At 68.1% G+C, this 23,836-nt stretch carries 22 protein-coding genes; 5 read left to right on the top strand and 17 right to left on the bottom strand.

The annotated features are described in order from the left end of the window. Nucleotides 1-122: 122 nt before the first annotated feature. Entirely contained in the window at nucleotides 123-704 is a 582-nt protein-coding gene (locus KOI47_RS35675; RefSeq protein ID WP_232376797.1) for a hypothetical protein, read from the bottom strand. A 460-nt stretch (nucleotides 705-1,164) separates the two neighbouring features. Here KOI47_RS35675 and KOI47_RS16910 point away from each other — a divergent pair, with 460 nt between their 5' ends. After that, nucleotides 1,165-1,566: a winged helix-turn-helix transcriptional regulator gene (locus tag KOI47_RS16910; protein ID WP_216216892.1), complete on the top strand. Its 402-nt coding sequence runs from the start codon at nucleotides 1,165-1,167 to the stop codon at nucleotides 1,564-1,566. Nucleotides 1,567-1,571: 5 nt separating this feature from the next. Here KOI47_RS16910 and KOI47_RS16905 read toward each other — a convergent pair whose 3' ends face one another. From KOI47_RS16905 to KOI47_RS16885, 5 genes are all read right to left on the bottom strand, one after another. Beyond that, complete coding sequence (locus tag KOI47_RS16905; RefSeq protein ID WP_216216891.1) at nucleotides 1,572-4,223, bottom strand: MFS transporter; 2,652 nt, start codon at nucleotides 4,221-4,223, stop codon at nucleotides 1,572-1,574. 163 nt (nucleotides 4,224-4,386) lie between these two features. Beyond that, nucleotides 4,387-4,734 (bottom strand): hypothetical protein, encoded by a 348-nt coding sequence (locus KOI47_RS16900; protein ID WP_216216890.1) that lies wholly within the window; start codon nucleotides 4,732-4,734, stop codon nucleotides 4,387-4,389. Between the two features lie 25 nt (nucleotides 4,735-4,759). Beyond that, the gene (locus KOI47_RS16895) at nucleotides 4,760-5,653 is read right to left on the bottom strand and encodes an endonuclease/exonuclease/phosphatase family protein (RefSeq protein WP_332461473.1); all 894 of its coding nucleotides are present in this window, start codon (nucleotides 5,651-5,653) and stop codon (nucleotides 4,760-4,762) included. A gap of 41 nt (nucleotides 5,654-5,694) precedes the next feature. Continuing rightward, nucleotides 5,695-5,943, bottom strand: a complete 249-nt coding sequence (locus KOI47_RS16890) for a hypothetical protein (RefSeq protein WP_216216888.1) — start codon at nucleotides 5,941-5,943, stop codon at nucleotides 5,695-5,697. Between the two features lie 105 nt (nucleotides 5,944-6,048). Next, a complete protein-coding gene (locus KOI47_RS16885; protein ID WP_216216887.1) occupies nucleotides 6,049-6,681 on the bottom strand; it encodes a prepilin peptidase in 633 nt (210 codons plus the stop codon). 786 nt (nucleotides 6,682-7,467) lie between these two features. Between KOI47_RS16885 and KOI47_RS16880 the strand changes: the two genes are divergently transcribed. From KOI47_RS16880 to KOI47_RS16870, 3 genes are all read left to right on the top strand, one after another. Then, nucleotides 7,468-8,106 carry a TauD/TfdA family dioxygenase gene (locus KOI47_RS16880; RefSeq protein ID WP_216216886.1) on the top strand — a complete coding sequence of 213 codons (639 nt, stop codon included), beginning with the start codon at nucleotides 7,468-7,470 and terminating at the stop codon, nucleotides 8,104-8,106. Further along, on the top strand, nucleotides 8,103-9,047 hold the full coding sequence (locus KOI47_RS16875) for a hypothetical protein (protein WP_216216885.1): 945 nt from the start codon (nucleotides 8,103-8,105) through the stop codon (nucleotides 9,045-9,047). Before KOI47_RS16880 ends, KOI47_RS16875 begins: the two co-directional genes overlap by 4 nt. A 723-nt stretch (nucleotides 9,048-9,770) precedes the next feature. Beyond that, nucleotides 9,771-10,616: a hypothetical protein gene (locus tag KOI47_RS16870; RefSeq protein WP_216216884.1), complete on the top strand. Its 846-nt coding sequence runs from the start codon at nucleotides 9,771-9,773 to the stop codon at nucleotides 10,614-10,616. 562 nt (nucleotides 10,617-11,178) lie between these two features. Here KOI47_RS16870 and KOI47_RS16865 read toward each other — a convergent pair. The 3 genes from KOI47_RS16865 to KOI47_RS16855 all read right to left on the bottom strand — a co-directional run bounded on the left by KOI47_RS16865 (nucleotide 11,179) and on the right by KOI47_RS16855 (nucleotide 14,566). Beyond that, complete coding sequence (locus KOI47_RS16865; protein ID WP_216216883.1) at nucleotides 11,179-11,376, bottom strand: DUF397 domain-containing protein; 198 nt, start codon at nucleotides 11,374-11,376, stop codon at nucleotides 11,179-11,181. An 18-nt stretch (nucleotides 11,377-11,394) separates the two neighbouring features. Further along, nucleotides 11,395-13,575, bottom strand: coding sequence for an ATP-binding protein (locus tag KOI47_RS16860; protein WP_232376796.1), 2,181 nt, complete (start codon nucleotides 13,573-13,575; stop codon nucleotides 11,395-11,397). A 73-nt stretch (nucleotides 13,576-13,648) separates the two neighbouring features. Next, nucleotides 13,649-14,566, bottom strand: a complete 918-nt coding sequence (locus KOI47_RS16855; protein WP_216216882.1) for an ADP-ribosylglycohydrolase family protein — start codon at nucleotides 14,564-14,566, stop codon at nucleotides 13,649-13,651. A 136-nt stretch (nucleotides 14,567-14,702) separates the two neighbouring features. Here KOI47_RS16855 and KOI47_RS16850 point away from each other — a divergent pair, with 136 nt between their 5' ends. Then, nucleotides 14,703-14,933 carry a hypothetical protein gene (locus KOI47_RS16850; RefSeq protein WP_216216881.1) on the top strand — a complete coding sequence of 77 codons (231 nt, stop codon included), beginning with the start codon at nucleotides 14,703-14,705 and terminating at the stop codon, nucleotides 14,931-14,933. Here the strand turns inward: KOI47_RS16850 and KOI47_RS16845 are convergent. The 8 genes from KOI47_RS16845 to KOI47_RS16810 form a co-directional block, all read right to left on the bottom strand. Continuing rightward, nucleotides 14,922-15,293, bottom strand: coding sequence for a hypothetical protein (locus KOI47_RS16845; protein ID WP_216216880.1), 372 nt, complete (start codon nucleotides 15,291-15,293; stop codon nucleotides 14,922-14,924). The two genes, KOI47_RS16850 and KOI47_RS16845, sit on opposite strands and share 12 nt — an antisense overlap. A gap of 110 nt (nucleotides 15,294-15,403) precedes the next feature. Continuing rightward, on the bottom strand, nucleotides 15,404-15,862 hold the full coding sequence (locus KOI47_RS16840) for a hypothetical protein (protein WP_216216879.1): 459 nt from the start codon (nucleotides 15,860-15,862) through the stop codon (nucleotides 15,404-15,406). Between the two features lie 21 nt (nucleotides 15,863-15,883). Then, nucleotides 15,884-17,842: a hypothetical protein gene (locus KOI47_RS16835; protein ID WP_216216878.1), complete on the bottom strand. Its 1,959-nt coding sequence runs from the start codon at nucleotides 17,840-17,842 to the stop codon at nucleotides 15,884-15,886. Next, entirely contained in the window at nucleotides 17,842-20,325 is a 2,484-nt protein-coding gene (locus tag KOI47_RS16830; RefSeq protein ID WP_216216877.1) for a hypothetical protein, read from the bottom strand. The genes KOI47_RS16835 and KOI47_RS16830 overlap by 1 nt, the downstream gene beginning before the upstream one ends. Nucleotides 20,326-20,348: 23 nt before the next feature. Beyond that, nucleotides 20,349-20,669 (bottom strand): hypothetical protein, encoded by a 321-nt coding sequence (locus tag KOI47_RS16825; protein ID WP_216216876.1) that lies wholly within the window; start codon nucleotides 20,667-20,669, stop codon nucleotides 20,349-20,351. Further along, nucleotides 20,670-21,797, bottom strand: a complete 1,128-nt coding sequence (locus KOI47_RS16820) for a DUF4417 domain-containing protein (protein ID WP_216216875.1) — start codon at nucleotides 21,795-21,797, stop codon at nucleotides 20,670-20,672. 24 nt (nucleotides 21,798-21,821) lie between these two features. After that, complete coding sequence (locus KOI47_RS16815) at nucleotides 21,822-22,958, bottom strand: ParB/RepB/Spo0J family partition protein (protein WP_216216874.1); 1,137 nt, start codon at nucleotides 22,956-22,958, stop codon at nucleotides 21,822-21,824. After that, nucleotides 22,955-23,833 carry a replication-relaxation family protein gene (locus tag KOI47_RS16810; protein WP_216216873.1) on the bottom strand — a complete coding sequence of 293 codons (879 nt, stop codon included), beginning with the start codon at nucleotides 23,831-23,833 and terminating at the stop codon, nucleotides 22,955-22,957. Before KOI47_RS16810 ends, KOI47_RS16815 begins: the two co-directional genes overlap by 4 nt. Between the last annotated feature and the right edge of the window lie 3 nt (nucleotides 23,834-23,836).

The following is a 23,836-nucleotide window of genomic DNA, read 5'->3' as shown; positions in this document are numbered from 1 at the left end:
GGTGGCATCCACCCAGCAGGTGCCGCGCACGCCGGACGACTCGCAACCTGGTCCGCCCGCATGCGCGGGCGCGGTCATCACGCCGAGGCACAGGACACCACCGAGGACCAGGCCGCTCGTTTTCAACATGGTTCCTCCAGCCGGGCGTCGACGACTTGGACGAACCACTGGTTGTCCAGGCTCGGGTACCGGACCACCTGGGCTTCGAACTCGTAACGCCGCGGCTGGTCGGGATGGTCGAGAGACTTGCCTTCCTCCCCCGGCTTATCGCTGACCAGCTGCAGCTGGGTTCGGTCGAGGCAGTCGGTGATCGTCACGCGCGGATCGTCTTCCCTGAGCGACACCGACGTGACCTCGGGCGACCGCTGGTAGTTGCCGACCATGTGCGCGGGTACCGATGCCAGGTTCTCGATCTCCAGCACGTGCCGGGTGAGTTCGGGATCGACCAGGTACTTGCCCAGCTCCGCGCGCCAGTCCTTGCCGTCCGGATCCTTCTCGGCCGCCTCGCTGACCCGCCAGTAGCCCTCGTACACCTCGAGCGCGGCCTGCGCTGCCGCGTCCTCCGGTGTCTGCGTCGCGGAGGTTGTCGACGGCGACGCTGTCGTGGTCGGCGCCTCATCGGGTACCGCTTCGTCACCGGAGCAACCGGTGAGTCCCCATGCGACAGCGGCGACCATCAGGACCGAGCCCGCGCGACGAGTCATTACCGAGCACTCCTTTGTTCTGACCGGCCAGAAATGTGGACCAGCCAGTTTGGCGCAGAATCGGCCCGGCATACCCGGCGAACCGGGGAGTCCGAGTTCGATTCGCCGGATCGGCGCAGCCGTCGGCGCTCCGCGATGAGGGAGATCCGTGTGCCCATGCCCCTGCACCTGCCCTCCGGTTTCGTCCTGCGGACGTCTCCGAACGGGGTTGTGGTGGCCGGCCGACCGCGGTTGCCGCTACCGGCCGGCCACCTGCTCCCGTTTCCCAGCACCGCGCCGGGTAGGGACTGGTGTAGCGCGCCGTTGTCGGGTGATTGCAAGGTAACTACCGGGGAACCCCGGACTCACCCGAGCATTCTTCACCCGGATAGGTGATCGGATCCGGCGCGCGAGAAGCTGTCACCCGATGCCGAAGTCGAGATTCGTCGCCCGGTGATACTGATCGTGGTAAGCAAGCTGGGTGGCTGATTGGGATGTGCCCTACCGGCAGAGCGTGTACGAGGCTCTGGCCATTCTCAACGGAGACTGGACGATCGCCGTGCTCGCGACGCTGGCCTCGGGCGAGCGGCGGTTCGGGGAGCTTCTCAGCGAGATCAACGAGGTCGAGGAACGCACCGGGTGGGTCTCCCATGACAAGCCGCTCAGCAAGAAGGTGCTGACCGAAACGTTGAAGCGGATGCAAGGCCACAGCCTGATCGAGCGGCGCGCGGAGGGCGGCACCTGGGGTGGAGTGTGGTACCGGCTCACCCCGGCCGGGCGGGGTCTGCTGCGGGCGTCCCGGACCCTTGTGGACTGGGCACGGGAGTACCGCGAGCAGCCACCTTCACCGCAGTCGCTGCCGCCGAACCAGGTCGGCGGGTAAGCGGTTCACGTCGTCATCACGACGCGATTCCGCCCCGAGTCCTTCGCGGCGAACAGGCCGGTGTCGGCCGCCAGCAGGATCTCCTCCAACGATGTCCCGGCCGCGGGGAAACTCGCCGCGCCGATGGACACGCTCACCTTCAGGCGATCCGCCGAGCCGGGCAGCGCGCCCTGGGTCACGGTGATCTCGGTGTCGGCCACGCGGGTCCGGACCCGGTCGGCGATCGTCACCAGGTCCGTGCCGGCCACGCCGGGCAGCACGATGACGAACTCCTCGCCGCCGAAGCGGCCGCAGAGGTCGTCGTCACGCACCTCCCGCTGCAGCACCTCGCCCACGGCGCGGAGCGCTTCGTCACCGGCGAGGTGGCCGTGCTCGTTGTTGACCCGCCGGAAGTTGTCGATGTCGATCATCAACACGCCGACGGTCGTGCCGTGGCGGCTCGCCCGCTCGAGCTCCGTCCGTGCCAGCGCATGCCAGCTGGAGGCGTTGAGCAGACCGGTCTTGGAGTCCCGCGTGGCGGCGCGCTCCAGCTGCCGGATCAGCACGCTGCGATGGAGGGCGTACAGCGGCACGACCATCAGCGTCACCAGCCAGGGCTGCCAGCTCAGCAGCAGGGCGGTCACCGCGCCCAGGCACAGCGTTGCCAGCTCCAGGACGTTCTCGCTGAACGAGCCGACCAGGCCGGTGACCGATCGTCCGGGGTTCAGCAGCGCGATCGCGGTCGCGACGATGCCCGAGTTGACCACGAAGTACAGCACCACGACCAGCACGAGGGTCAGTGCGGTGGCCGCCGTCGCGTCCTGGCCCAGCGGGATCAGTCCGAGCTGCCGGGCGCTCCAGGCGGCGACCTGGCAGGACAGGATGACGTTGGCCGTGCTGAACACGACCCGGTAGGCGCGGATCCCCATCACGCCGCGCCAGCTGCGCACCCACAGGTGTGCATAGAGGACGATCGCGACCGCCGAGATCAGCACCGGTGGGAGCAGCAGCGCGGCCGCCAGTGTCCAGACCGAACTGAAGTTCACGTGCGGGGTGTCGGAGAACCGGCGGCGCCGGCGTTCGATCTGGCGGGACAGTTCCGCCGCCAGTAGACCGAGCGCCACGATGATCGTCAATGTGGCAAGATCGGCGCTCTGGATCGTGGCAGAAGTCGCTACCAGGATCGACACCGCGGCCGCGGCGGCGGTCACGCCGAGCTGGTAGAGCACGAACCTGCGCGGTTGGGTCCACAAGGCCCAGCCGCGTCTCCCGGCTCGGGACGATCGCTCAACTGCAGGTGCCCCGGTCATACTGGTCCCGCTTCCGTTTCCTGTCCGTGACGACGGCTCGCCGACCTCGTCACCAGTGTTGAGGTCCGGAGGGCCGCTCGGTGCCCCGCCGGAGGAGGTAGTCATGCGCAACAAGGACCTGTGACGACCATCCGTTCGACCGCCTGACGTGGGCTCGTCCTCGGCCAGCGCTACCGGCCGGGGACGAGCCTCCCGCCGGACGGTCGCGATCGCGGCCGCCAGCGCGGTACCCAGTCCGCCCGCGGCCGCCACCGCGACGATCGGTCCCCACTGCTCGGCCAGGACGCCGCCGAGCACGATCGCCACACCCTGGGAGGCGTACAGACAGGTGGTGAGGCGGCCCAGCACGGTGCCGCGGCGCGCGTCCGGAACGATCGCCACCACCACGGCCTGCAGGCGGATCAGGTAGAGCGTCGACAGGACTCCCGATATCGCCCACAGCACCACCGAGCCGACCAGGCTCGGCGCGAGGACGCAGACGACCAGCGGGAGGCCGGCAGCCGCGGCGGGCACCGTGACGGACCGCCAGGTGGGTGGCTCGCCGGTGGCGCTTCGCGAGGCCCACCAGGCGCCCAGCACGCTGCCGATCGGATCGGCCGCCAGCAGCAAGCCGACGCTGGCGGCCGCCGTACCCAGCGCTCCGGCATAGGGAGCCGCGAGTCCCTCGGGCACGACGTACAGCCCGATCAGGCTCGCCAGCGCGAACGGCGGCACCAGCCTGCGCCAGCTCGCACCCGAAGCTGCCACGTCCGGAGTGTCCGGTTCCGCGTCGCAGTGGGGCGCAGGCCGGGCCCGCACCCCGGCGGCGACCAGCGTGGCGCTGGCCAGGAACGTGACGGCGTTGAACAGCAGTGCGCCGTGGACGGTCACCGCCATCACCAGCACCCCACCGCCAGCGAATCCCACGACCTGCGCCAGCTGCGCGGTCATCTGGCGGACGGCCAGGCCGGCCTGGTAGCGCTCGGTCGGCAGGACCTGCGGCAGCAGAGCCAGCTGGGCGGCCTTGAACGGCGCCGAGACCAAGGTCAGCAGGCAGACCAGCACCCAAAGAACGGGCAACGACAGGGCGGGTATCGCCATCGCGGCGGCGAGCCCGGCCCGCACCAGGTCCGTCGTGACGAGCACCCGGCGGCGGGGATACCGATCCGCCAGACCGGACAGCAGCCAGCCGCCCAGGATGGCGGGCGTGAACGTCAGCGCGTAGGTCAACGCGGTCAACAGAGCCGAGGAGGTGCGATCGAACACGAGCAGGGCCAGCGCGACCCGCGCTAGCTGGTCCCCCAGCACGGAGATCGCCTCGGCGCCCCACAGTGCCCGGAACTCGCCGTGCCGCAGCACGTCGAGCAAAGCCGCGCGTCGAACACGCATCGCTCACCACCCCCTCAGCTCCGGCCGCGCACCCTCCTCGCTATCGCGTCCGGACCGTCCAAGATATGCCCGGAAAGCCCCTGAACTGGCCCGTTACCCACGGATTCACCGTAACGTAGTAACCCGATTACATTCCGCTTATAATGGTAGTTGTTCGTGCTAACTATCCGGGTTTCCGCACACCGAGCGCCCGCTTGGCCAGGGTGTCGATGAACGTGCCGACGAAGACGCTCAGCACGACGATGCCGGTGAGTTTGACGGCCACGCCGTAGCCCAGCTCCGGCACTCCGGCCCACCAGTTCCGGACAACGCTGACCGTCCACACCAGGAACCCGGCGAACGCGAAAACCGAGCCGCCCAGTAACAGCAGCGCGACAATCCAGCCGAGCGCCGTGGCCTTCGAACCGGGCTCCCTCGTCAGCGACGGGCTGGCCGTCCACCGTTCGCCGGCAAGGTCCTCGATCACCAAGGACACCACTTTGGGACGAGCACTGGCCTGTGTCTGACCCATGGACACTGTCCTTTCTGCCTTCCGCTCAATGACCGGCCGTCGACACTGCGTTTGTGTCCACTCTCGACAGATCCAGCTCCACCACCTTCGGCAGGTGGTCACTCGCGGCCAGCGCCAGCTCGGTGCGGTACACGCCGACGGCGCGCACGGCCGGCACGAGCTCTCGGGTGACCCGCAGGTGGTCGATGTCGCGGGGACCGTAGGGATCGTCGCTCGGCCAATGGCCCACCGTCGGGGCGACCGGGGCGTCCAGTACCGCGCCGGCCTCGTACAAACCGCCGGTCCACAGCACCTCCCCGGCTTCCCGGTCGGCCCAATGGACCCGACGTCCCGTCTTCGCGTCGAAGCTCCACCGGCACTGCCAGACCAAGGCGTCGTGCCAGGCCTGGTCGACATACGGATCGGCGGCGTGCCAGTCCCAACTCCCGTCAAGGCGGCGGACCCGGTCGCCGGTGATGCCGTTGCTGTCGCTGCCGACAATGCCGGGCGGCCGACCGTCAGGGCGCACCAGGTTCGACACGACCCGCCGTGCCTCCGTCGCGATCTGCGGCCCACCGAACGGGGTGAGGTGCGTCGACGCGGCCTGCAGCCGTAACCCACCCACATCGAGCACGACCTTCACCAAGCCGTGAAAGTACAGATCGTCGGTGTAGGTGCACAGCGTGCCAGGCACCGCCGCGATGCCGTGCCTCCACATGAGGCCGACGCCGAAACCCCTTCCACCAGGATCGCACGCCACCCGCCTCGCGATCCCGTCATCCGCACCGACGCCGCATTCCATCCCGATCGCATCGGCCACCGTGCGCAACGCGGACTCGCCGGCCAGCTCCTGCAGCGCCCAGACATCCGCATCGACCTCACGCATCACCCGCACCACCCGGTCGTAGCGATCCCACTCCCCTGGCCACTCGGGGTGCATGCCGTACTCGAGCATGTTGTAGGTGGCCACCCGCAGGATCATCAGCGATCACCGAGGTCATACCCGAGGTGGTCGGCGACGTCCTCGACGAACCCCACACCGGACACGGTCGGCTCCTCCTCGCCGACGTGCCAGATCGCGTCCTCGACCGCCGGCCCGCCTTCTTCGAGAGCCTCGGCGACCACGTCCACCAGCTCACGGGCATCGGACTCGTCCACCTCGAATCGCCGAACAACCTCTTCGGCGGCCCGGTCGAGATCGTCCTCCGGCAACCCTGATCGTTCCCACACGCTTCCGGCCCTCCCACATCGCGCGAATCGCGGCGACCCGCGTTTGCGACCGAGACACGCGGACCGAAGCGTTCATTTGATTCGCGGGGGTCGGGTGATCGCGCGCTATGCCAGGGCGGCCGCTGTGGCGACCGCGACGGCAGCGGCCAACATCGGCATACCCATCGGGATCCGGCTGTCCCGCATCCGCAGCCGACCAGATAGCAGACCGGCAAGGGCCAGCAGCGCGGCGAGGATATACGACAGCGCGATCCCGGCGATCAGCCAGCTCCAGCCCCACCAGTTCAGCACCATGCCCAAGCTCAGCGCCAGCTTCACGTCGCCTGGGCCCGGGTCGCCAGTGAGGGCGAAGGACAGCAGAAGCAGCCCTCCCCAGATCGCCCCACCGAGCAGCGCTCGCCACCATTGACCAGACGCTCCGGTCAGCAGCGCTCCAACAAGCAGCGCAACGCCGGTGCCCGCCGCCAGCGGCAAGCTGAGCATGTTCGGGATCCGATGCTCGACCGCATCGACCAGCGCGGCCGGAACGCCGAGTATGACTATGAGCACGCCCACGGCCGTCAGCACCCACGGCCAGGCAGTCACGCAGGTGATCGCCGTGGCGGCAGCCGAGAGCAACGCGACCCTATGACGCGCCGACACTTCAACGGTCGCGACGCGCCGGAACGTGTAGAGCAGCACCGGGGCCAGCACCAACAAAGCACCGACACCGATTGCGGCGGTGATCACCGCTTTCACCGGCGTCGATCACTGTCTGTGTGCACCTGCATGAGATCATCGTCGCAGGTAGCGGCCGATTACGCCGTCCACCTCGGCGGACGTGCCAACTCATCGGATCCCGCCGCCACCAGCGGTTCCACGTACGCGCACAACACGAACCGAACCAGCCACCACTCCATATCTGTGGCCGCCCGCATGCGCGAAGGAAGCATCCCCAGAATTTTGATCTGTGGGAATGCAGTGTCACGAGTGCCGCATAGTGTCGTCTAGGGTTAGTTCGTGCAGGTCAGGCGCATTTTCATCGGCGTTGGTGTCGGGCAGTGTCGCCGTGTATCGAGCGCTCTGTGAGCAACGGAGGCCAATCGGAGACCGGCTACGGACGCCAACTCCAGATCTGCGACCGGAATGCCAGAGCGCGTCGATCTACTTGTAGGCCCGCTTCACCGGCACCGAGTACGTCTTCGCCCCCGCATCCGCTGCGCGACCCGCAACCCGCCGAGCAGCGCAACACCTAGCGGATCAGCGGCTACGCCTCTGGCCCGCTTCCAGAAGCCCTGCACACGGCCTCACGACAAGGCACTGCGCACGCTTCTGGACGCCTACGCCGAGAACCTCGTTGGCTAGAGCGTCCACCCGCCGAGCGACCGGACTGTCGGTCACCCGACACGGACCGGGTTCATCCGAGCGCGAAGCCCATCCGCCCCTACATCGACACTCAGTGGGCGGAGACCGGGACACAGTGCCAACCGTGCCCGATCTCAAGGCCGGTGGCGGGACCAGGACAGCATCGGTCAAGATTGCCGCATGGCTCGGATGTTGGAGGATCTGCTCAGTAGGAGCAGGAACACAGGGTGGGCGACAGCTCAGGGGCGCATCGATCAGGTGCAGTTCGACGCCAAGATGCTTGGATGGACCCCGGTGCCTATACGTCGTGGCGCTTCAGCCGTCGCTACTCTGCGGCCGCTCGACCCGGCTGACGCGGCCCCCAACTCCCTGAGCGCACGCTATGGCAAAGGCGCTCAACCTCTGCATACCGATGGCGCCCACCTGCCGGAACCTCCCGACATCGTGGTCCTCACCTGCGAAACTACCAGTACGACACCAACGCTTCTCTGGAACAATGTCGGCGGAGTGCCAGGATTCGTGCAGCATGGCGTCTTTCTGATCGGCAGGGGGAACGATAGCTTCTTCACCACGGCATATGCGCAAGGTCGGCTGCGTTATGACCCGGGCTGCATGCTGCCGAGCGACGCACGCGCACATCAAACAGTGCAATTCTTCGAGGATGCAGCGAGTGCCGCGACCGAGTACCAGTGGAACGAACCGGGCCAAGTGCTCTTCATCGACAATCGTCGAGTCCTGCATGCCCGAGCTTCGGCCGCCCACGAGCCGCAGCGAGAAATCCAACGAGTCAGCTTCCGTCTGAACCGCGAGGCGTCATGACCAAACCATTCGACCACGAATCCCTCTGGATCAAGGCGAAGCTGTTCATCAACCGTGCGATGGACGACGGAGTCAGGTCATTCGACGAGCAGGCGCTCTGGTCCGCCCTGGCACTCGAACTGTTGGCCAAGGCTGCCCTCTCCCGCGTCTCACCGCTCTTGATCGCGGAACCGAACGAGGAGGGCACTAACCTCCTCATCGCAAGCGGACTCATCCAGGGGGACGCCAGGTTCACCTCTGTGCGTGCAAAAACCCTAATGGCTCGTTGTCACAAGGCGTTTAAGCCATTCGACCAGGCAGAAGCCATGAAGATCATCAATGGGCGAAACGAGTATCTTCACAGCAGTGGAGTCGGCTTCCTGGCGATCCCGCCGCACGCCTGGTGGCCCCGATACTGGGCGCAGGCTGCCACCCTGGTCACAGCGCTTGATCGTGACATTGAGGAGTTGGTGGGCGCCGATCGCGAACGCACGGTAACCGCGTATCTCGAACAGAATGCCAGAAATCTCGAGCAACGTACCGAGGCGTTGATCGAGAGGGCCAAACAGCGCCGACAGCAATGGCTCGACGGGACCCTCTCCGCGAAGGTGACCGCCGAGTGGAAGACGGGACACTCGTTATCAGCGCAGATGGCCCACAGCGAGGCTACGACTTGTCCTGCTTGCGGCTCGATCGGACTCCTCGAAGGCGACGAAGTGGTGGACGTGGAGATCAACTACCCGGAGGTCACCGGTTACGGGCCTGAGGAGTATGAGGTCAGCGACTGGGACGACACCTCGGTGACCCTGACCGTCGGCGCCGACTACTTCAGTTGCCCATTCTGCCAGTTGATCTTGAATAGCTACGACCTTATCAACCAGGCGGAACTGGACACTCAATTTGAAGTCGAGGGCGACGTCGACGACTACCTCCCCGACGAGCCCGATTACGGGAACGACTAACTCGGTTCCGGTGATCACCGACAAGTATCCACGCCGCAACGTTCTTGAGCGGCGCTGACGAAGCACTGTGGTGGGCGCCGGGCCGGTGGTCACATCCCGACCCCGCCCGAAGAGCGAGATCAAGTCTCTTCCCCGCAGTCTCGATCCGCTGGTCGGCGAGTCGCTCGTCGGCTACCTGCTGCGACTCGCCCATCGACTCGATGGCTCCCCGTCAGGATCGCCGTCCTGACCGGACTCGCCGACGCCCGCCTCCCAATGTCCTGCCAACCAACAACAGGCACCAATCGTGATCACGCGAACGCGATTCGTGTTAACGATGTCCCCTAGCAAGGTGTAACCCATGTCTTCGGTGCCACACACGCAACCCGGGGTGGGTCACGCTTCACCCGAACAGCCCTCCAGATTCAACCGGAGTTGACGGGTGATCACTCCGAGTCGTCCGGGTGGTGAACAGCGCGGAACGGCACCCACCGTTCGGGCGTGGGAGGCGGTGCGGTGCCCAGCGGCGCTGTCAGACCGTGACATGGTGGCAGGGGTTGCACTTGGCGGTGCTACGGCACCGGCACGGTGGTCTCGGGACCGGTTGGCAGTGACCAGACAACCCGATGTCGCATCGCCGAGCCAGCCGACCAGCCGTCGTATTCGTTCGGCTCATCTCGATGGCGGGTGGCGGGTCAACATCATTTCGCCTTCTTCGGGATCCGAGGTATAGCGTGCGAGCCTATGGCTGTGGGAGAAGGCGATCCGCTCACCGGCTGGGCGACTGTGGCTCTGGCCGCAGTGGCTGTCGCGACACTGATCTACAATGCGCGTACCGCCAGACGAGACCGCAGGGCCGCTGACCGGCGCCTTATGGAGCAGCGGGCCTACGACGACCAGCGGGCAACACGGGAGCGGGCAGATGCGGAGGCGCGGCTAGCGGCTGAACGCAGAGCCGCTGATCAACGGCTCGATGACGAGCGGGCGCACATCGAGAAGTTGCGCCAGCGGGAGCGACAGCAGGACAGTGCCACCCGGCTACTGGTGCGTATCGCCGATCTGTTGCCGTTAATGAAGCTAGTGCCAAACGTGGTGCGTACGAACCGAGTGCCTGGGGCGGTCCGTACGCCCAGGTTCCCGCACTACTCTGGACCGCTCCTCGACGAGCCGACTGTCGTGTGCGAGCGCGCAGTGGATGGGCTTCGGTTCGGCGGTTTCGCCGACTTGCCAGGCCTCCACGATACCAGGGCTACTGAGCAGTATCGAACACTTGCGCACTTGGTATTAACCGCAGCGCGCAACGAGTACCGCCACAAGAACGAGGCTGATCAGCAGGCCCAACAGGAGCATAGCGAGCTGGTTGCGCTCGACCTGTGGCGGTACGCCACGTTCGTGCGGTTGTCTTTGGAGCATCTGATCGAACAGGGCGAGAGCTTGGATCCTGGCGAGGGTGGGGAAGGCGTGTCGTTCCCGGTACTCAACCGGCGGCCAGGTGACAAGTCGTTGTGGTTCCCGCCGAGCGTGCCTCAAGGCTGGGATGAGGCCGTCACTCGCGATCCGAACGATCCACAATATCGCGCGGCGAAGTAGTGGGAGTTCATTGGTCACACTCAGCGATCGGGCTTGGTCTCGATCCAGCTGTCGGAGTGTGGAAGTGGCCGCGACGCCGTGCGCCGGCGCCCGCTGGTGATGCTGGAGCGCCAGATGCGAGCAAGCGGTGAGCGCGGCTGCAGCACACGGTTCGTGCCTCGATGGTAGCCGTAGAAACCTACCTCGGCCTCGTGCGAGCCACTGAGGAACCGCAATCCAGTAGCCCATGTCCTGTCATCCACCCACCCGTAGAGTCCGAGTTCGACGCATTCCAGCGCCCAGTCGACGGTGAGCCGACCGCTCCCACACCGTCGCCCGCTACGCCGACATGGTCGGCATCGGCCGATAGTTCGGCGTCAGCAACCGTGCCGTCTCCGAGCGGCGCAAGCGCTACGCCAGCGCACTCCTCTTGCCGAAGACGACGTGATCATTGGCTGCACCCCGGATGGGGACCCAGCCAAGAACCAGAAGTCCTTGAATGACACCGCAGCCACCCCGAGCCAAAACGCTGGCAGCGGCTAACCCCTCAGACACCAGCTCCCGTCAAGTCAACGAGCCACAGTCATAGTCTTCTGATCATGGAAACCAGCACGTCGAAAGCGTCCGTTGGAACGACGATGCAACCTGCCTCGGGGTCCTTGGTGTCGCCAATTCCAACAACTGACGCGGAAGTTCGAGCCACCGCGACGCACCCATCTGCTGGACGCGAGTAGGACGACTTACACCAGATAGCATCCTCAAGAGGGGAAGAATTAATCATTTGGTTCAGCTCCGTACGCTAGCAGGAATTGTTCTCGCTGGTGGCTTTGAGGATTCGCAGACGATCACGTAGACCAGCAGCGCGGCTGTCGTCGAAGTCCTCATAGATACGCAGGGACTCACACCAGCACCGGAGAGTTCGTGCCGCGTCACCGGCTTCATACATAAGCGTGCCCAGTGTATCAAGGATTTCCGCGGTGGTTCGTCGATAGCGGTAGTGGTCGTCTATATCGAGAGCTTGCTCGCACAATAGAACAGCTGCTTGAGGGTCGCCCAGGCCGTGGTGAGCTCGCGCCATCTGATGCAGAGTTATGGCTTCCCCCTCCCGGTCGTGAGCTCCCTGGAAGAGAAGGATGCTACGGCGAGCATGACGCAGAGCTTTTGGGTAGTCCTCCAGCGCGATACACATGAGGCTGAGGTTGCCCTCGATTACGGCCACCATACGTCCGTGCTGTGCACCGTGAGCCAATGGCAACGCCGACTGAAGATAACTCCACGCCTGGGCAAAGTTTCTCTGTTCCAGGTGCACCAAGCCTATTTGAGTAAGTGCTGTAGCTTGCCGCCATGGATAACCAAGGGCGCCGCTCAAGTCCAGCGCGACCTCAAAGGTGCTCTCGGCATCCTGCCAGCGAGCGGCCTCCATATAGGCCTCGCCCAGTTCTAGCAAGGCGTGGATTTCGGCGAGGCGATCACCCCTATGACGACTCGCGGTTATGGCCGACTGATGGAGATTGGAGAGGTCTTTCGAGTACCCCAGCCTAAATAGAATCATTCCGGTTGCGGTGGCGAGCAATTCAGTTAAGTGTGCTTGACCGTGCAGGTGCGCGTCGCGCACCGAAGCGATCAGGTTGCTTCGCTCAAGCTCGGCCCAACTCCACGCGTCCTTCCGCCCGGTAAGAGGGATCACCGGATGGGTGTAGGTGGTCAACTGGAGGGCAGGATTCCAATCATTATGAGCTGGAAACAGGATTTGATGGGCGATTTTGGCGTGGTGCGCGTACCACTCCAACAATAGCCGACGTGTACGTTCGCGCTCGACTGGTCCGTCGTCCCGCCCGACCCGGTCTGCGGCGTAGGCACGCAGCAGGTCATGGAATCGATATCGATCCCTTCTGGCCGCAGGCTCAATCATGTGTGCCTGAGTCAGCGCTGCCAGTACCTGCCGCATCTCAGGTAAGTCCAACTCTGCCATCGCGGCGGCCGTTTGCACGCTGAACTCCGGCCCAGGATGTAGTCCGAGACGGCGAAATACCCGCGCATGTTCGACACTCAGGTGCTGGTAGGACCAGTCGAACACGGCTCGCACCGCTGCTCGCTCATCCCTGTCACGACTCAGTACATCCAGCCGATACCGTTCGTCCACGAGTTCGGAGACGACAGCAGCTACCGTGATGTTGGGGTTGTTAGCGTGGGAGGCGGCAATCCGTAGCGCCAGTGGCAACCGCCCGCAATACTGCACCAACTCCCAGATCGCCTTCGGCTCGGCGGCCACGGAAGTCGGTCCGAGGATGCCGGTTACCAGGTCCACCGCCTCATCCTCCGACAGCAGATCGACGGTGAGCCTTGTGGCAGCATCAGTGACGACCAGGCCAGTCAGGCTTTCTCGGCTGGTCACCAGCACCACGCATCCCGGTGTTCCTGGTAGCAGGGGTCGTACCTGGTCCGCGCTGTTGGCGTTGTCCAGCACGAGGAGTACCCGCCGCCCGGCCAGTACCGACCGGAACAGTCCCGCTTGCGCCTCGAATCCCACCGGGATTCGCTCGGCCATGACGCCCAGTGCCCGCAGGAAACCCTCCAGCACCTCGCTAGGGCTTGCGGGGGTGCCAGGCCCGTAGCCGCGCAGGTTTGCGTGCAGCGTACCGTCGGGGAACTGGTCTTGTACCCGATGTGCCCACCAAATTGCCAGCGTGGTCTTCCCAATTCCGGCCGCGCCATCCAGGGCCGAGACCACTACCGGCCCTGGTCCGGCGTACTCGTCGTCGGTTGGGAGGAGTGCGTCGAGTGCGGCAAGGTGCTCCGCGCGGCCGGTGAAGTCCCGGATTGCCAGCGGCAGCTGCCGAGGCACCGCTCGCGGCTCGCTTGTGCCGAGCTCAGTTCGGGGTGAGCCGCTCAGCGATAGGTGCTGGATTGAGCCGGCCTGGACCACCGAGCCTGCCACCTCACCAGTGGTCTCGTTGCGAATGTCCGGCCCCTCGCGCACGGGGTCAGTGTGCCGCAACTCGCGCTGCGGCGGGGGCGAACAGGTTGGCGGCCACCCGCACGGAGCAGGCTGGTCAACCGATGCGTACGACCAGTAACGCGTTCGCGAGGGTGTGGAACTCCGGGCCGTACTCCAGAACGGTTTGCCAGCGGGTGGGGATGGCGTGGATGCCGTCGCGGAGGCCGAGGAGTCCGCCGGCGATGGCGCCGGTGGTGTCGGCGTCGTCCCCGCGGTTGACGATGTCGATCAGGGTGTCTTCGAGTGGGTGGGGTTGCTGGATGGCCCATACGGCGGCGGCCAGGGAGTCCAGGACGTACCCGCCCGTCGACAGCTCATCGACCGGGGTCGCGGACGGGTACCGCAGTGCCTGCCGGACGTCGTCGCGGTCCAGTTCGGGAACGTTCAGTACGGCGTTGATCGCCTCGCCGGCGTCGTGGCCGTCGAGGAGGTGGGCGGCGATCTCGACGTAGGCGATGCAGGCCTGGACGCAACGGGGGTCGGCGTGAGTGATGCTGGAGATCTCGGCGGCTTCGCGGATGCGGGTGGCCTGGTCGTTGCGGGCCAGTGCGGTGGGCAGTGCGCGCATGAGGGAACCGTTTCCGGCGGCGCGGTTAGGGCCGATCGTGGCGAGAGCCGCGTGTCCGCTGCTGCTGGGGTCGCCGGTGGCGGCCAGTGTGGACAGTGCGGTCGCTGTGCTGTTGCCGATGTCGCGGGGGCCTTCGCGGTACCAGTCCAGGAAGTGCTTGCCGACTCGGTGGCTGGTGTAGCCCTCGACGTACGCGCGGGCGACGGCTGCGGTCATGTCGGTGTCGTCGGTGCCCTGGCCCGGTCTCCAGCGAAAGGTCCCGCCGCCGATGATCTCGGTGTGCCGGCCGAACTCCGCGGCGATCTGTTCCGGGGTTCGGAACTCCACGGTGGCGCCGAGCGCGTCGCCCGCCGCGAGTCCGAGCAGTCCCCCGTGGGCCCGATCAAGCATGGTTGTCGTAGACATGCAGCTCCTCCCCTGGCGCGCACGCGACGGACACGTCCCCCGCGTGGCGTTCGTTGCCACCGCCCATTTTGGTGGCTTGCCACCAAAGATACGCCTCCGCTTGATTGGTGGCAAGCCACCATGTGAGGATCATGCCATGCCGAGCGAACACGCCGAGCCAGCCCTGACGGTGCGTGCGCCGGCGGAGCTGAAGTCCGCCGCGCAGGATGTCCTGAACGATCGTGGTCTGGAGATGCGGTCGTTCATCGTGGCGTGCCTGACCGGGCTGCGGGAGGATCCGGACGGGCTGCTGGACGTGCTCGCCCGCCATTGGCCGGCCCCGAAACCGCGCCGCGGCGGCCGACCACCACGGTCGTCACCTTCGTGAGGATCGGTCAGCGGGACAGGTGAGGTGGTAGCGGACTTCCGCGCCGTGCCAGGCGCCGGGTTCGCCGCTCTGGGCGGGCGCGTAGTGCCAGCGGGGGTGGTTGGAGGTGGCGAGTGTCCGCCGGCACTGGCATGGGGTGGTGTGCCACCAGCCGGTGCGGATCACCCGCAGGTGCAGGCCGGCCGGGTAGAGGGCTCGGGTGCTGGCGTGCAGCGCGGCGACAGCTCTGCTGATGACCTCGCCGAGGGTGGTGCCGTGGACGAGCAGCTGGCCGTGGGCTTCCTGGTGGTCGGTGACCCATTCCACGGCCGCGATCCGCGGGGCGTCTGCACGGGAGGCGAGTCGCGTTCCGGTGGACATCGGGGCCCCTTGGTCGTCCTCGGCCCTGGTTACCGGGCCGCAGATGCTGGTGTTCCAGACACGCGGCAGCGACGATCCGTTTGATGCACCCGGCTCACACGGTTGCGGTGTCAGTCGTGGTCGAGCGACTCGAGGTCGCGACGACGATCGTCGGGCAGGGTGGTGATCCAGGTGTCCCAGTCCTGCAGGACGGCCAGCTGCTCGCCGCGGGCGGGCTGGATGAGGGCGTGTTGGCCGCTGTCCAGCGCGAGTCCGAGCCGGACGCCGTCGAGCTGGGCGCGGTGGATGCGCAGGCCGCGGCGCGGCACGGTGTCGGGGTCGAATTGGGGTAGCCCGGTGTCGGGGTCGTGGTCGGCGGGGACGAGGGGGCGGATCCAGAAAACGGCGGGATCGTCGTGGTCGCGGCGTGCGTGCCGGGCCAGGGCGGCGCGGAAGACCTCGAGGTCGCCGTCGCGCACGATCAGCTCCGCCCCGGCAAGCGCCTCGGTGTCGTCGGCGTCGGGGATCCGGCCGGTCAGCAGGTGGTTGAGTGCGTCCCAGGCACGGTCCGCGGTGACGTGTTCGGGCATCGGGCTGGTGTCTCCTCGCGGTCAGGCTTTCAGGACGCTGTCGATCGGTTTACCGGCGATGTGGGTGACGCCTTTGGCGGTGAGCATGGCGTGGATCTCGGCGCGCTGCTCTTCGGAGGTGCAGTGGATCCTGCTCGGCCCTTCGTCGCCGAGCAGGTCGATGCCGTCGCCGAACATGATCTCGTTGGCGCCGCTGTTGAACGCGGCGATCTTGAAGGGGTTGCGGGTGGCGGCGGTGCTGTTGACGGCGCCGAAGGTGTCGCAGTTGGCGCCGTAGTAGTCGGCCCGGTTGAGGAGCCGTTCGGGCTGGTCCCAGACCAGCCGGGGGGCGTTGCTGGTGGTCTTCTTCAGGATGCGCAGGAAGACCGAGCTGGCGCCGCCGGTCTTCTTGTCTTCCTGCTCGCTCTTGCCGACGCCCGGTTTGACGCCCATGATCGAGCGGCGTTCGGTGGAGGCGAGTACGCCGGTGGCGAGCATGGCCTTGAGCCCGGTCATGGACGTGGCGTGCACCAGTTTCTTGCCTTTGGTCGCCTCGCGCAGCGTGTCCAGGGAGTTGGCGACGTCGAAGCGGTTCCAGGTGAGCCAGCCGCCGCCGCGACGGGGTGTCGGGTCGTAGCCGGGGGTGGCGGCCAGGGCCGCGCCGTCGGCGTGCCCGGTGGCCGTGGCGACCGCGTCGCGCAGCACGGTGACCTGCGCCGGCAGTGCGCGGGTGTGGGCCTCCAGCTGGATGTTCTTGGCGAAGCGGGCAAGTTGGGCCTGATCCATGCCGACGGCCTGGTGGGCGCGTTCGTAGAGGAGTTCGTGCCGGATCATCTCCTCGATGTGCTGCCCGGTGGCTTTGGCCTGGGTGATCTCGGCGTGGTCGGTCAGGCCCTGCGCGGTGATGTTGGCGTTGAGGTAGCCGTACTCGCCTTCCTCGCGGGTCATGGGGCGGTTGGCCAGGTGCAGCTGCCCGAGGCGGCGGACCACGTCGGGACCGTGGCCCTCGCCGGGTGGGGCGATGATTTCCAACCGTCCCCGCAGAGAGTGCTCGGTGGTGGTGGGGTTGTTGATGGCGTAGGGGTGGTAGACGGCGTGGAACCCGTCGCCGAGGTCGATGGCGTACTCGCGCCCGGAGGCGTTCTGCCAGCGGGTGAGGCCGTCCCAGCTGGCTGTTCCGGTGGTGTCGTCCAGGGTCGGTTTGATCCGGGTGGCGTCGCGCAGCACCGCCGCGACGTGCTCGCCGCCGGCCTCCTCGGGCAGGGCCGGTTTCATGACGGTGATGGTGGTGGTGCCTTCGTGCAGGAAGGGTTCGATCTGGCCCACCTTGGTGGCCGTGTCGACGGCGTGCATGATCGCCGCGAGCTTGTGCTGGTAGTGCTCGAGCATGGCAGCTTCCACCGGGCCGGGGTCGGCGCCGATCGTGGCTTGCACCGTGCTGAGGACCTGCTGGGCCTTACTGATCTTCTTCGCCGTGGTGCCGGGAACCTTGCCGGGTGCCAGGTCGCCCTTACCGAGGTGGTGGTTGACGCTCTTGGCCGCCGCGATCAGCGTGTCGGCCATCTGGTGTTCCCGGTCGAGGGGTAGCCGGCCGTTGACCTTCTGCTCGACCTGGGTGGGGACCATGTCCTTGGTGATGTTCAGCGCTTCCAGCAGCTTGTCTTCGGCGTCCTCGGCCACCAGGGCGTGCAGGACGGTGCGGGGGCCGTCCGGGCTGTCGTAGCTGACGAGCGTGGCGGCGGAGGCGTGCAGGTCGGCGCCGCCGACGAGGATCGGTTCGCCGAAGGCCTTGCCGACGTCGGGTGTGTCCGGGATCGGGGTGACCGGGAGCAGCCCGGGGTCCCGGACGTGACCGTCCGCCTCTCCCCCGGGCTGGTGCTCGGGTGGTGGTTGGCTGGAGGTGGCCGCCTCGACGGTGTCGCTGTCGGCGGGAGCGCCGACGTGCGTGGTCGAGGGGCTGATGGCGTAGGTGGCGTGGGCGGCCTTGGAGTTGGTGCCCATCAGCGCTTCCCGAGGTGTTGCAGCGCTGCCGCGGAGTCCAGCTTCAGCTCTTTCTGGAAGAACGCGGCGAAGTCGCGGCGGAGGTTCTTCTTCCGCTCCACCGCGTGGTCCAGGAAGGCCTCGGCGATCTGGCTGGTGGTGACCGCCGACTCGGCGATGCCGTGCTGCTGGGCAGCGTGCGAGCGCATCGGGGCGACCCACTTGACGTCCTTGTGCGCCGCGCCGGCGTGGGCGGCGGTGCGCAGCAGGGCGCGCCATTCGGCGTCCGGGATCGACTCGAGCCGCTTGATCACCGAGTGCGCGGCGGCGGGCTCGACCCGGACCCCTTTCGGCAGCGTGCCGGCCAGGTGCGCGTCGTAGGCGCGGTGGTAGACGGTGGTGGTGCTGGGCCGGTACGCCAAGCTCAGCTTGTCGCGGCCGTAGTTCTTGAAGCTCTGTCCCTGGTCGATGGGGATCAGGCCGCCGTCGCTGGTGCGCAGGACGTTCTCGTGGTGCGCATCGTGGTTGCCCAGCGCCCAGCTGGCGACGTGCAGGCGGACGACGGCGTCCACATCGGCCTGGGACCACTGGCCGGGCGAGCCGGGCATCGGGCTGGCGCCGGTCAGCATCGGCTGCACCGACGCCGGTTTCCCACCGATGGTGGTGGCATAGACCGGCAACGCGGGCAGGCCCGCGCGGGCCAGGGCCCGGGACGCGGTCGCTTCGGCCTGGACCATCGCCCCGCCGCGTGGGGTGCCTTCGCGTTTGGCCATCCAGGTGGTGCCGTCCGGACCGGGGTGCAGGGTCTTGGGGTGCGTTCCGCCGAGCTGGGCGGGTGTGCCGGCGCCGAAGTCCCACGCCTTGACCGTGCCGGGGTCCAGATACGGCGGCACGGCGGAGTAGGAGGCCTGCGCCTGGCGCAGGGCGCTGAGCATGTGGGCGTGCTGGGCACCGAAGCTGCTCCCGGACGACTTCTCCGATGCGGTAGCGGCTGGCGCGGCCGGTTTCGTGCCGGTGGCCGTCGGCGGGGAGAGTTTGGTGTCGTACTTCTTCTGCAACTGGGCCTTGATGGTGTTGATGCCGCCCTTGTCGGCGTAGGTGTACGCGCCGAGCAGGCGGGCGAGGTGCGGTTTGGTCGCCACCGTGGACAGGTGCTGCGGGAGCAGGCCGCAGGTGGTGCAGAAGTTGCGGAGGTTGTCCTGGGTTTGCTGGTGCGCCCACGCGGTGATCTTCTGGTGGCTCGCCTGCTGGGTGTGCGGTGTGACCGGGAGCGGATCGACCGGGTTCCAGGTCGACGCCGCGGTGTGGAACGCGGACAGCTCGTGCGCCCCGGCGACGAACTCGCTCGCCTCGGTGTAGGCCCCTGGCGTACCCAAGGCGGGCAGATGGCCGGTCGGTCCCTCGAGGACCTCGTTCACGATGAGGGCCGGTTTGTCCAGGTGCTGGAGTTGCGTGGCCCGGTCGGCGGCGAGCTTCTGGAGGTCGGCGCGTTCCCCGGCCGGGGTGGAGGCTCGCAGCAGCTTCAGCAGTTGGGGTGCGTTGAGGACCTGCGGGTCGGTGGCGTTGATTCGGCCCTGCTCGGCCGCGGCGGCGAGCGCCGTGTGGAGTTGGTGCCCGGTCACCTGGCTCAAGGCTTGGTCGATGTGGTGGCGTGCGGCGGCGACCGCCGCGGCGTGCTCAGCGGTGAGGTCCGGGTTGGCCGCGGTGGCGAGGGTGTTCTCGGCGTCGATCAGGGCGTGCACGGTCGCCGGTGTCGCTGGTGCGGTCTCGGTTCCGGCACAGGCCGCGAGGGCGGTGGTGACCGCGGCCCGGGCCGCGGCGAGGTCGTCGGCGGTGGCCTGCCATGGCGGGAATGCGGCGGGAAGCTCGGCGCCGTGCGCGTGCGTGGTGATCGTCGGATCGGTCTGCTGCCAGTCCGCGAGTGTCTTGCCGCCCACGGTCTCGCCGGCGCAGAGTGCGGCGTAGCGGTCGAGGGCGACGTCCTGGATGTGCTTCTTCGATGCGGCCTCAGCCGGATACGAGGGGTCGAGCCAGTGTTCCAGCGGGTGCGTGCCGCTGCCCGACAGTCCCACCAGCGACGGGCAAGTGAAGCCCTGCTCACCGGCGAGCGTCACCAGGGCGTCGGGCTCCTGGTCATGCAGAAACGAGCCGCAGTAGTCGTGCAGCTTGGCGTGGAAGATCGCCGCTGACTCGTCATCGAGCTGGGTGGCGGCGTGCTGGGCGGCCTGTACGGCATCGACCAGGAGGGCGTAGCGCTGCCCGAGGTCGTCGGGCAGGTCGAACACGGGCGGCCCGTACGGGTCGGTCGGGTCGATCCCGCCGAGATCGATCAGCGCGACCTGCGCGAGCGCCTCCTCCGCCGGGTTCTGCGGCTGCTTGCCGTTGAGGCATACGGCCGACAGATGGAGCGCGTAGCTGACGTCCTCCTCCACCGCGGCGGCCGTTCCCGCTGCGGTGGGTGCGACGGCGTAGGAGGCGTGCGCGGCCTTGGAGTTCGTGCCCACCGTGGCTCACCCGTCCTCTCCGGTCAGGACGGGCGGAGCAGGTCGTCGAACTGGAACTGCACGGCCTCGCTCAGCCCGCGGTCAGGCAGCAGCGGCTCGACCCGGGCGGCCGGGCAGGTCGGCGAGTTCTCCCACAGCTGCATCCGCGCCGGGAGCTCCTCGGCGGGGGTGGTGGCCAGGCGGTGCCGCCAGGTCTGGCCGTGCTGGTACTGCCTCGGCATCCATTCCACGTGGCGGGTGACGGTGCCGTCGGTGCCGATGTCCAGGCCGAGCACGGCGACTGGCGTGGTCGGGGCACCGTAGTCGGGCGACCAGCCCAGCAGGATCCACACATGGCGGCCCATTCAGGCACCTCCTCGGGTGAGGGTGGGGTGTGGCAGGAGCGAGGCCATGTACCGCACGGAGGCGGCGAAGGCGTCCGGGATGCGGGCGTGCAGGTCCTGCCGCCCATCCGGGGTCATGACGGCGCCGTGCAACGCGTACTGCGCGGGGTTCTGGCTGACCAGCATCAGCCGGTCGCCGAAGAGTTCGACCGCGGTGGCGACCCGGTCGCGGCGGGACAGTCCGGTGAGGATCACCGGGAGGTCGTCCGGGAGGTTCTCGGCCAGCCAGCACAGGCCGGGCAGCGCCCAGGTGTCCCAGTTGCGGTTCTCCCGGACGGTCTGCAGGTTGACCGCAACCGCGGGCAGTGGGTTCGCGGTGATCCAGTCCGCGTAACGGCGCAGGTCTTCCAGCCGGAACCAGTACAGGTTCGGCACGGTGGCAATCCCGGCGTCGGCGAGCTCGCCCGCTAGCAACAGTGACCGCCGCATGTTGATCAGGTGCTCCGCGCGCGGCCAGTTGCCGTAGATGGAGTAGTTCGGCGCCAGGACCAGGTCGAAGCGCAGGGCGGCGATCCGCTCGATCAGCCCGTCGCGGTGCCGGGCCGTCCAGAACGCCTCCACCAGCGGGTCCTCGCCGTAGCCGGACAGTACGGTCAGGGTGGACTCCGCGAGCCCGAGGATCTGGGCCGCGGTGGCGTCCTGCCGCCAGCGTGGGTAGATCCCGTGGGTGTGCGGGGAGAACACCCGCCGCAGACCCACCGCGTAGGCCGGCCACCGCAGCCCGGCGTCCAGCTCGGTCACACCCGAACCGTCGACCTGCGGGATGAAGGTCGGCATGCCCGGTGGGAGCACGCCGCTGATGCGGATGTCGTCGAACTCCAGGGTGTGGCCGATGTCGCTCATCCAGGCGGTGATGTCGGTGCGGGAGCCGCACCGGATCGGGCAGCTCGCGCAGGCCGGTGGTCCGCCTACGGCCGGGGTCTCGGCGCGGGCGCAGCCGCAGTAGGAGCAGTCGGCGTTGCAGCCCGAGCACACCGGCGCGATCGTCACGACCGGATCGGCGTCGGCCCCGGAGTACCACGGGCACCGGCGGCAGTCGCAGCGCGCGGCCGGCGCGGTGCGCACCGGCAGTCCGAGAAACACCGACATCCCTCTCGCCCCTCTCTCGGGTGTTCAGGCCGCGGCGGGTGCGGCGGTGAGTTCCTCGGCCAGCAGGCGCAGGGAGGCGCGGTCGTGGTCGTCAAGGCGCGCCCCGGCCGTGACCGCCTGGACGAGGGCACGCAGTGCGGCCAGGGCGTTGTCCACCAGCTGGCGCTCGACCACCGGGTGCTCCTCGAGGTCTCCGGCGCCGGTGTCGGCGCGGTCGGCGGTGGGGTTGTCCGGTGCCCGCAGGGCCGCGGCGCGGGCGGCATTGGCTTCCTCGTGCTGACGTTCGGCCTCGGCCAGGGCCTGTTCGGCGGTGAGGTCGTCCCGCTCGGTGGCGGCCGCCACGGCGCAGCGCAGCAGCTTCGCCCGGCCGGTGTTCTTCACCGCGGCCCAGATGTCCTCGGCGGCGGCCGCCCGCCCGCGGCGCAGCTCGATGAACCGGATGCGGGTGTGCAGGCTGATCTTGGCCTCGTCCATCTCCGCCGAGATCTCGCGGGGCATCTCGGCGAAGGCGCGGACGAGTTCGCGTGCCTTGCGGGGGCTCAGTTGCAGCCCCAGCCGGGTCAGCACCTCCGACCACGGGGCGGCGCACTCCTTGTCGGTGCCGCGCAGCTTGTCCATCGCCTGGAACCGCGCGATCGGGTCCTCGATCGCATACACCTCGGCGGGCACCGTGTGCCCACCGGCGATCAGCTTGCCCAGCAACACGGCGCAGCGATCCAGCACCAGCGCGGCTGCCAGCTCCCCGGGCCGCAGGTCTTCGCGGGCCAGGTTCTCCACCAGCTGCCAGATCCGCCGTTCCTCATCCGACAGCGGCCCCGGACACACCACCGCGGGCAGCGCGGCGAAGTGCGGGTTGTCCGGCCGGTGCACCGCGCCCCAGCGGCAGGCACGCAGCCGCCGCTCCCCCGCCGCCAGCTTCATCACCGGCGGCTGCCCCTCACCGGTGTCGACCTCTTCCACCAGCACGGGCTGGAGCACCCCGACGGTGGCGATCGAGGAGACCAGATCCGCCAGCTCGGCCGGCGCGGTGCTGTCCCCCGGTACCCGGCCCTGAGGTTCGGTGAACGGCGTGCCCTCACCCCGCAACGGCAGCAGGGTGAACCGGCGCTGCCGCAGCCGCGGCGACAGCCCCACCTGGCTGGGCGACGCCGCGGTGTTCATCGCGCCCTCGCCGCAGGCGGGCCCACCACCGGAACCGGCCGGGTGTCGTCGCCGAGCAGCGGCACCGCGATCTCCCGCAACGGACCCCGGCAGCGCAACCGCTCCAGCGTCGTCGCCAACGCCACCACCCGGTCGTGGGCCAGCGCCGCGGTGGTCATGGCCTGGGTGTGGGCGCGCAGGTCAGCCAGCCGGCGGTCCAGCACATGCTCGGGCGCACCGGAAAGCACCACCAGCACCCGGGGGAAGCGGGCGTAGCGCTGCTGCCACACCGGCCGGTTGTCCGCGGCCTGCTTGGCGACGTAGCCGTGGTAGCGCACGTAGCGGCCCAGCTTGCGCGCCAGCCGCGCCACCGGCATCGTCGCCCGGTCCACCTCCACGAAGAACACCCGCTGGACCCGCCGACCGTCCCGCTCGCAGACGTAGTGCAGCACGGCATCCGCGATCACGACATCCCGCCGATCCGATCCGGCCCGGACGCGGTGCGCGACCTCCGGCGTCCACGACAACGGCCCGCAATCGTGCCCGTGCGCTCGCGCGGTCTCGACGAACGCCAACCCGGTCTCGACCACGTCCAGGGCGTGCCGGTGCAGCAGGTCCGCCACCGCCATGCTGGGCAGCCGGTAGGGGCGGGCATCGACCGTTCCCGCCGCCTCGACGGCCGCCGCGCCGTCCTCGGTGACATGCCACACGCGGGGCGCCCGCTGGTGCACGATGCGGTCGACGAGTCCGGCGCGCCGCAGCGCCAGCAGCTTGTCCCGCACCGTGCGGGCAGGCATCGACGGCCCGACCAACCGGCCGAGCTGATCGGTGTTGACCAGCCGGTGCCAGTAGATCGCGGTCAACGCGTCCCGCTGGAACGAATCAAGGCGCACCATCGG

The organism is Amycolatopsis aidingensis (assembly GCF_018885265.1).
GTDB classification, from domain to species: Bacteria; Actinomycetota; Actinomycetes; order Mycobacteriales; family Pseudonocardiaceae; genus Amycolatopsis; species Amycolatopsis aidingensis.
The sequence above is the reverse complement of the archived record's forward strand: the minus strand, read 5'-3'. Positions and strand labels throughout refer to the sequence as shown.

Excerpts from the sequence above, each read along its gene's own strand:
- KOI47_RS35675 (WP_232376797.1), bottom strand. The coding sequence starts at position 704 with ATGACTCGTCGCGCGGGCTCGGTCCTGATGGTCGCCGCTGTCGCATGG.
- KOI47_RS16905 (WP_216216891.1), bottom strand. The coding sequence starts at position 4,223 with ATGCGTGTTCGACGCGCGGCTTTGCTCGACGTGCTGCGGCACGGCGAG.
- KOI47_RS16900 (WP_216216890.1), bottom strand. The coding sequence starts at position 4,734 with ATGGGTCAGACACAGGCCAGTGCTCGTCCCAAAGTGGTGTCCTTGGTG.
- KOI47_RS16895 (WP_332461473.1), bottom strand. The coding sequence starts at position 5,653 with ATGCACCCCGAGTGGCCAGGGGAGTGGGATCGCTACGACCGGGTGGTG.
- KOI47_RS16880 (WP_216216886.1), top strand. The coding sequence starts at position 7,468 with ATGGCTCGGATGTTGGAGGATCTGCTCAGTAGGAGCAGGAACACAGGG.
- KOI47_RS16875 (WP_216216885.1), top strand. The coding sequence starts at position 8,103 with ATGACCAAACCATTCGACCACGAATCCCTCTGGATCAAGGCGAAGCTG.
- KOI47_RS16870 (WP_216216884.1), top strand. The coding sequence starts at position 9,771 with ATGGCTGTGGGAGAAGGCGATCCGCTCACCGGCTGGGCGACTGTGGCT.
- KOI47_RS16865 (WP_216216883.1), bottom strand. The coding sequence starts at position 11,376 with ATGATTAATTCTTCCCCTCTTGAGGATGCTATCTGGTGTAAGTCGTCC.
- KOI47_RS16855 (WP_216216882.1), bottom strand. The coding sequence starts at position 14,566 with ATGTCTACGACAACCATGCTTGATCGGGCCCACGGGGGACTGCTCGGA.
- KOI47_RS16850 (WP_216216881.1), top strand. The coding sequence starts at position 14,703 with ATGCCGAGCGAACACGCCGAGCCAGCCCTGACGGTGCGTGCGCCGGCG.
- KOI47_RS16845 (WP_216216880.1), bottom strand. The coding sequence starts at position 15,293 with ATGTCCACCGGAACGCGACTCGCCTCCCGTGCAGACGCCCCGCGGATC.
- KOI47_RS16840 (WP_216216879.1), bottom strand. The coding sequence starts at position 15,862 with ATGCCCGAACACGTCACCGCGGACCGTGCCTGGGACGCACTCAACCAC.
- KOI47_RS16835 (WP_216216878.1), bottom strand. The coding sequence starts at position 17,842 with ATGGGCACCAACTCCAAGGCCGCCCACGCCACCTACGCCATCAGCCCC.
- KOI47_RS16825 (WP_216216876.1), bottom strand. The coding sequence starts at position 20,669 with ATGGGCCGCCATGTGTGGATCCTGCTGGGCTGGTCGCCCGACTACGGT.
- KOI47_RS16820 (WP_216216875.1), bottom strand. The coding sequence starts at position 21,797 with ATGTCGGTGTTTCTCGGACTGCCGGTGCGCACCGCGCCGGCCGCGCGC.
- KOI47_RS16815 (WP_216216874.1), bottom strand. The coding sequence starts at position 22,958 with ATGAACACCGCGGCGTCGCCCAGCCAGGTGGGGCTGTCGCCGCGGCTG.
- KOI47_RS16810 (WP_216216873.1), bottom strand. The coding sequence starts at position 23,833 with ATGGTGCGCCTTGATTCGTTCCAGCGGGACGCGTTGACCGCGATCTAC.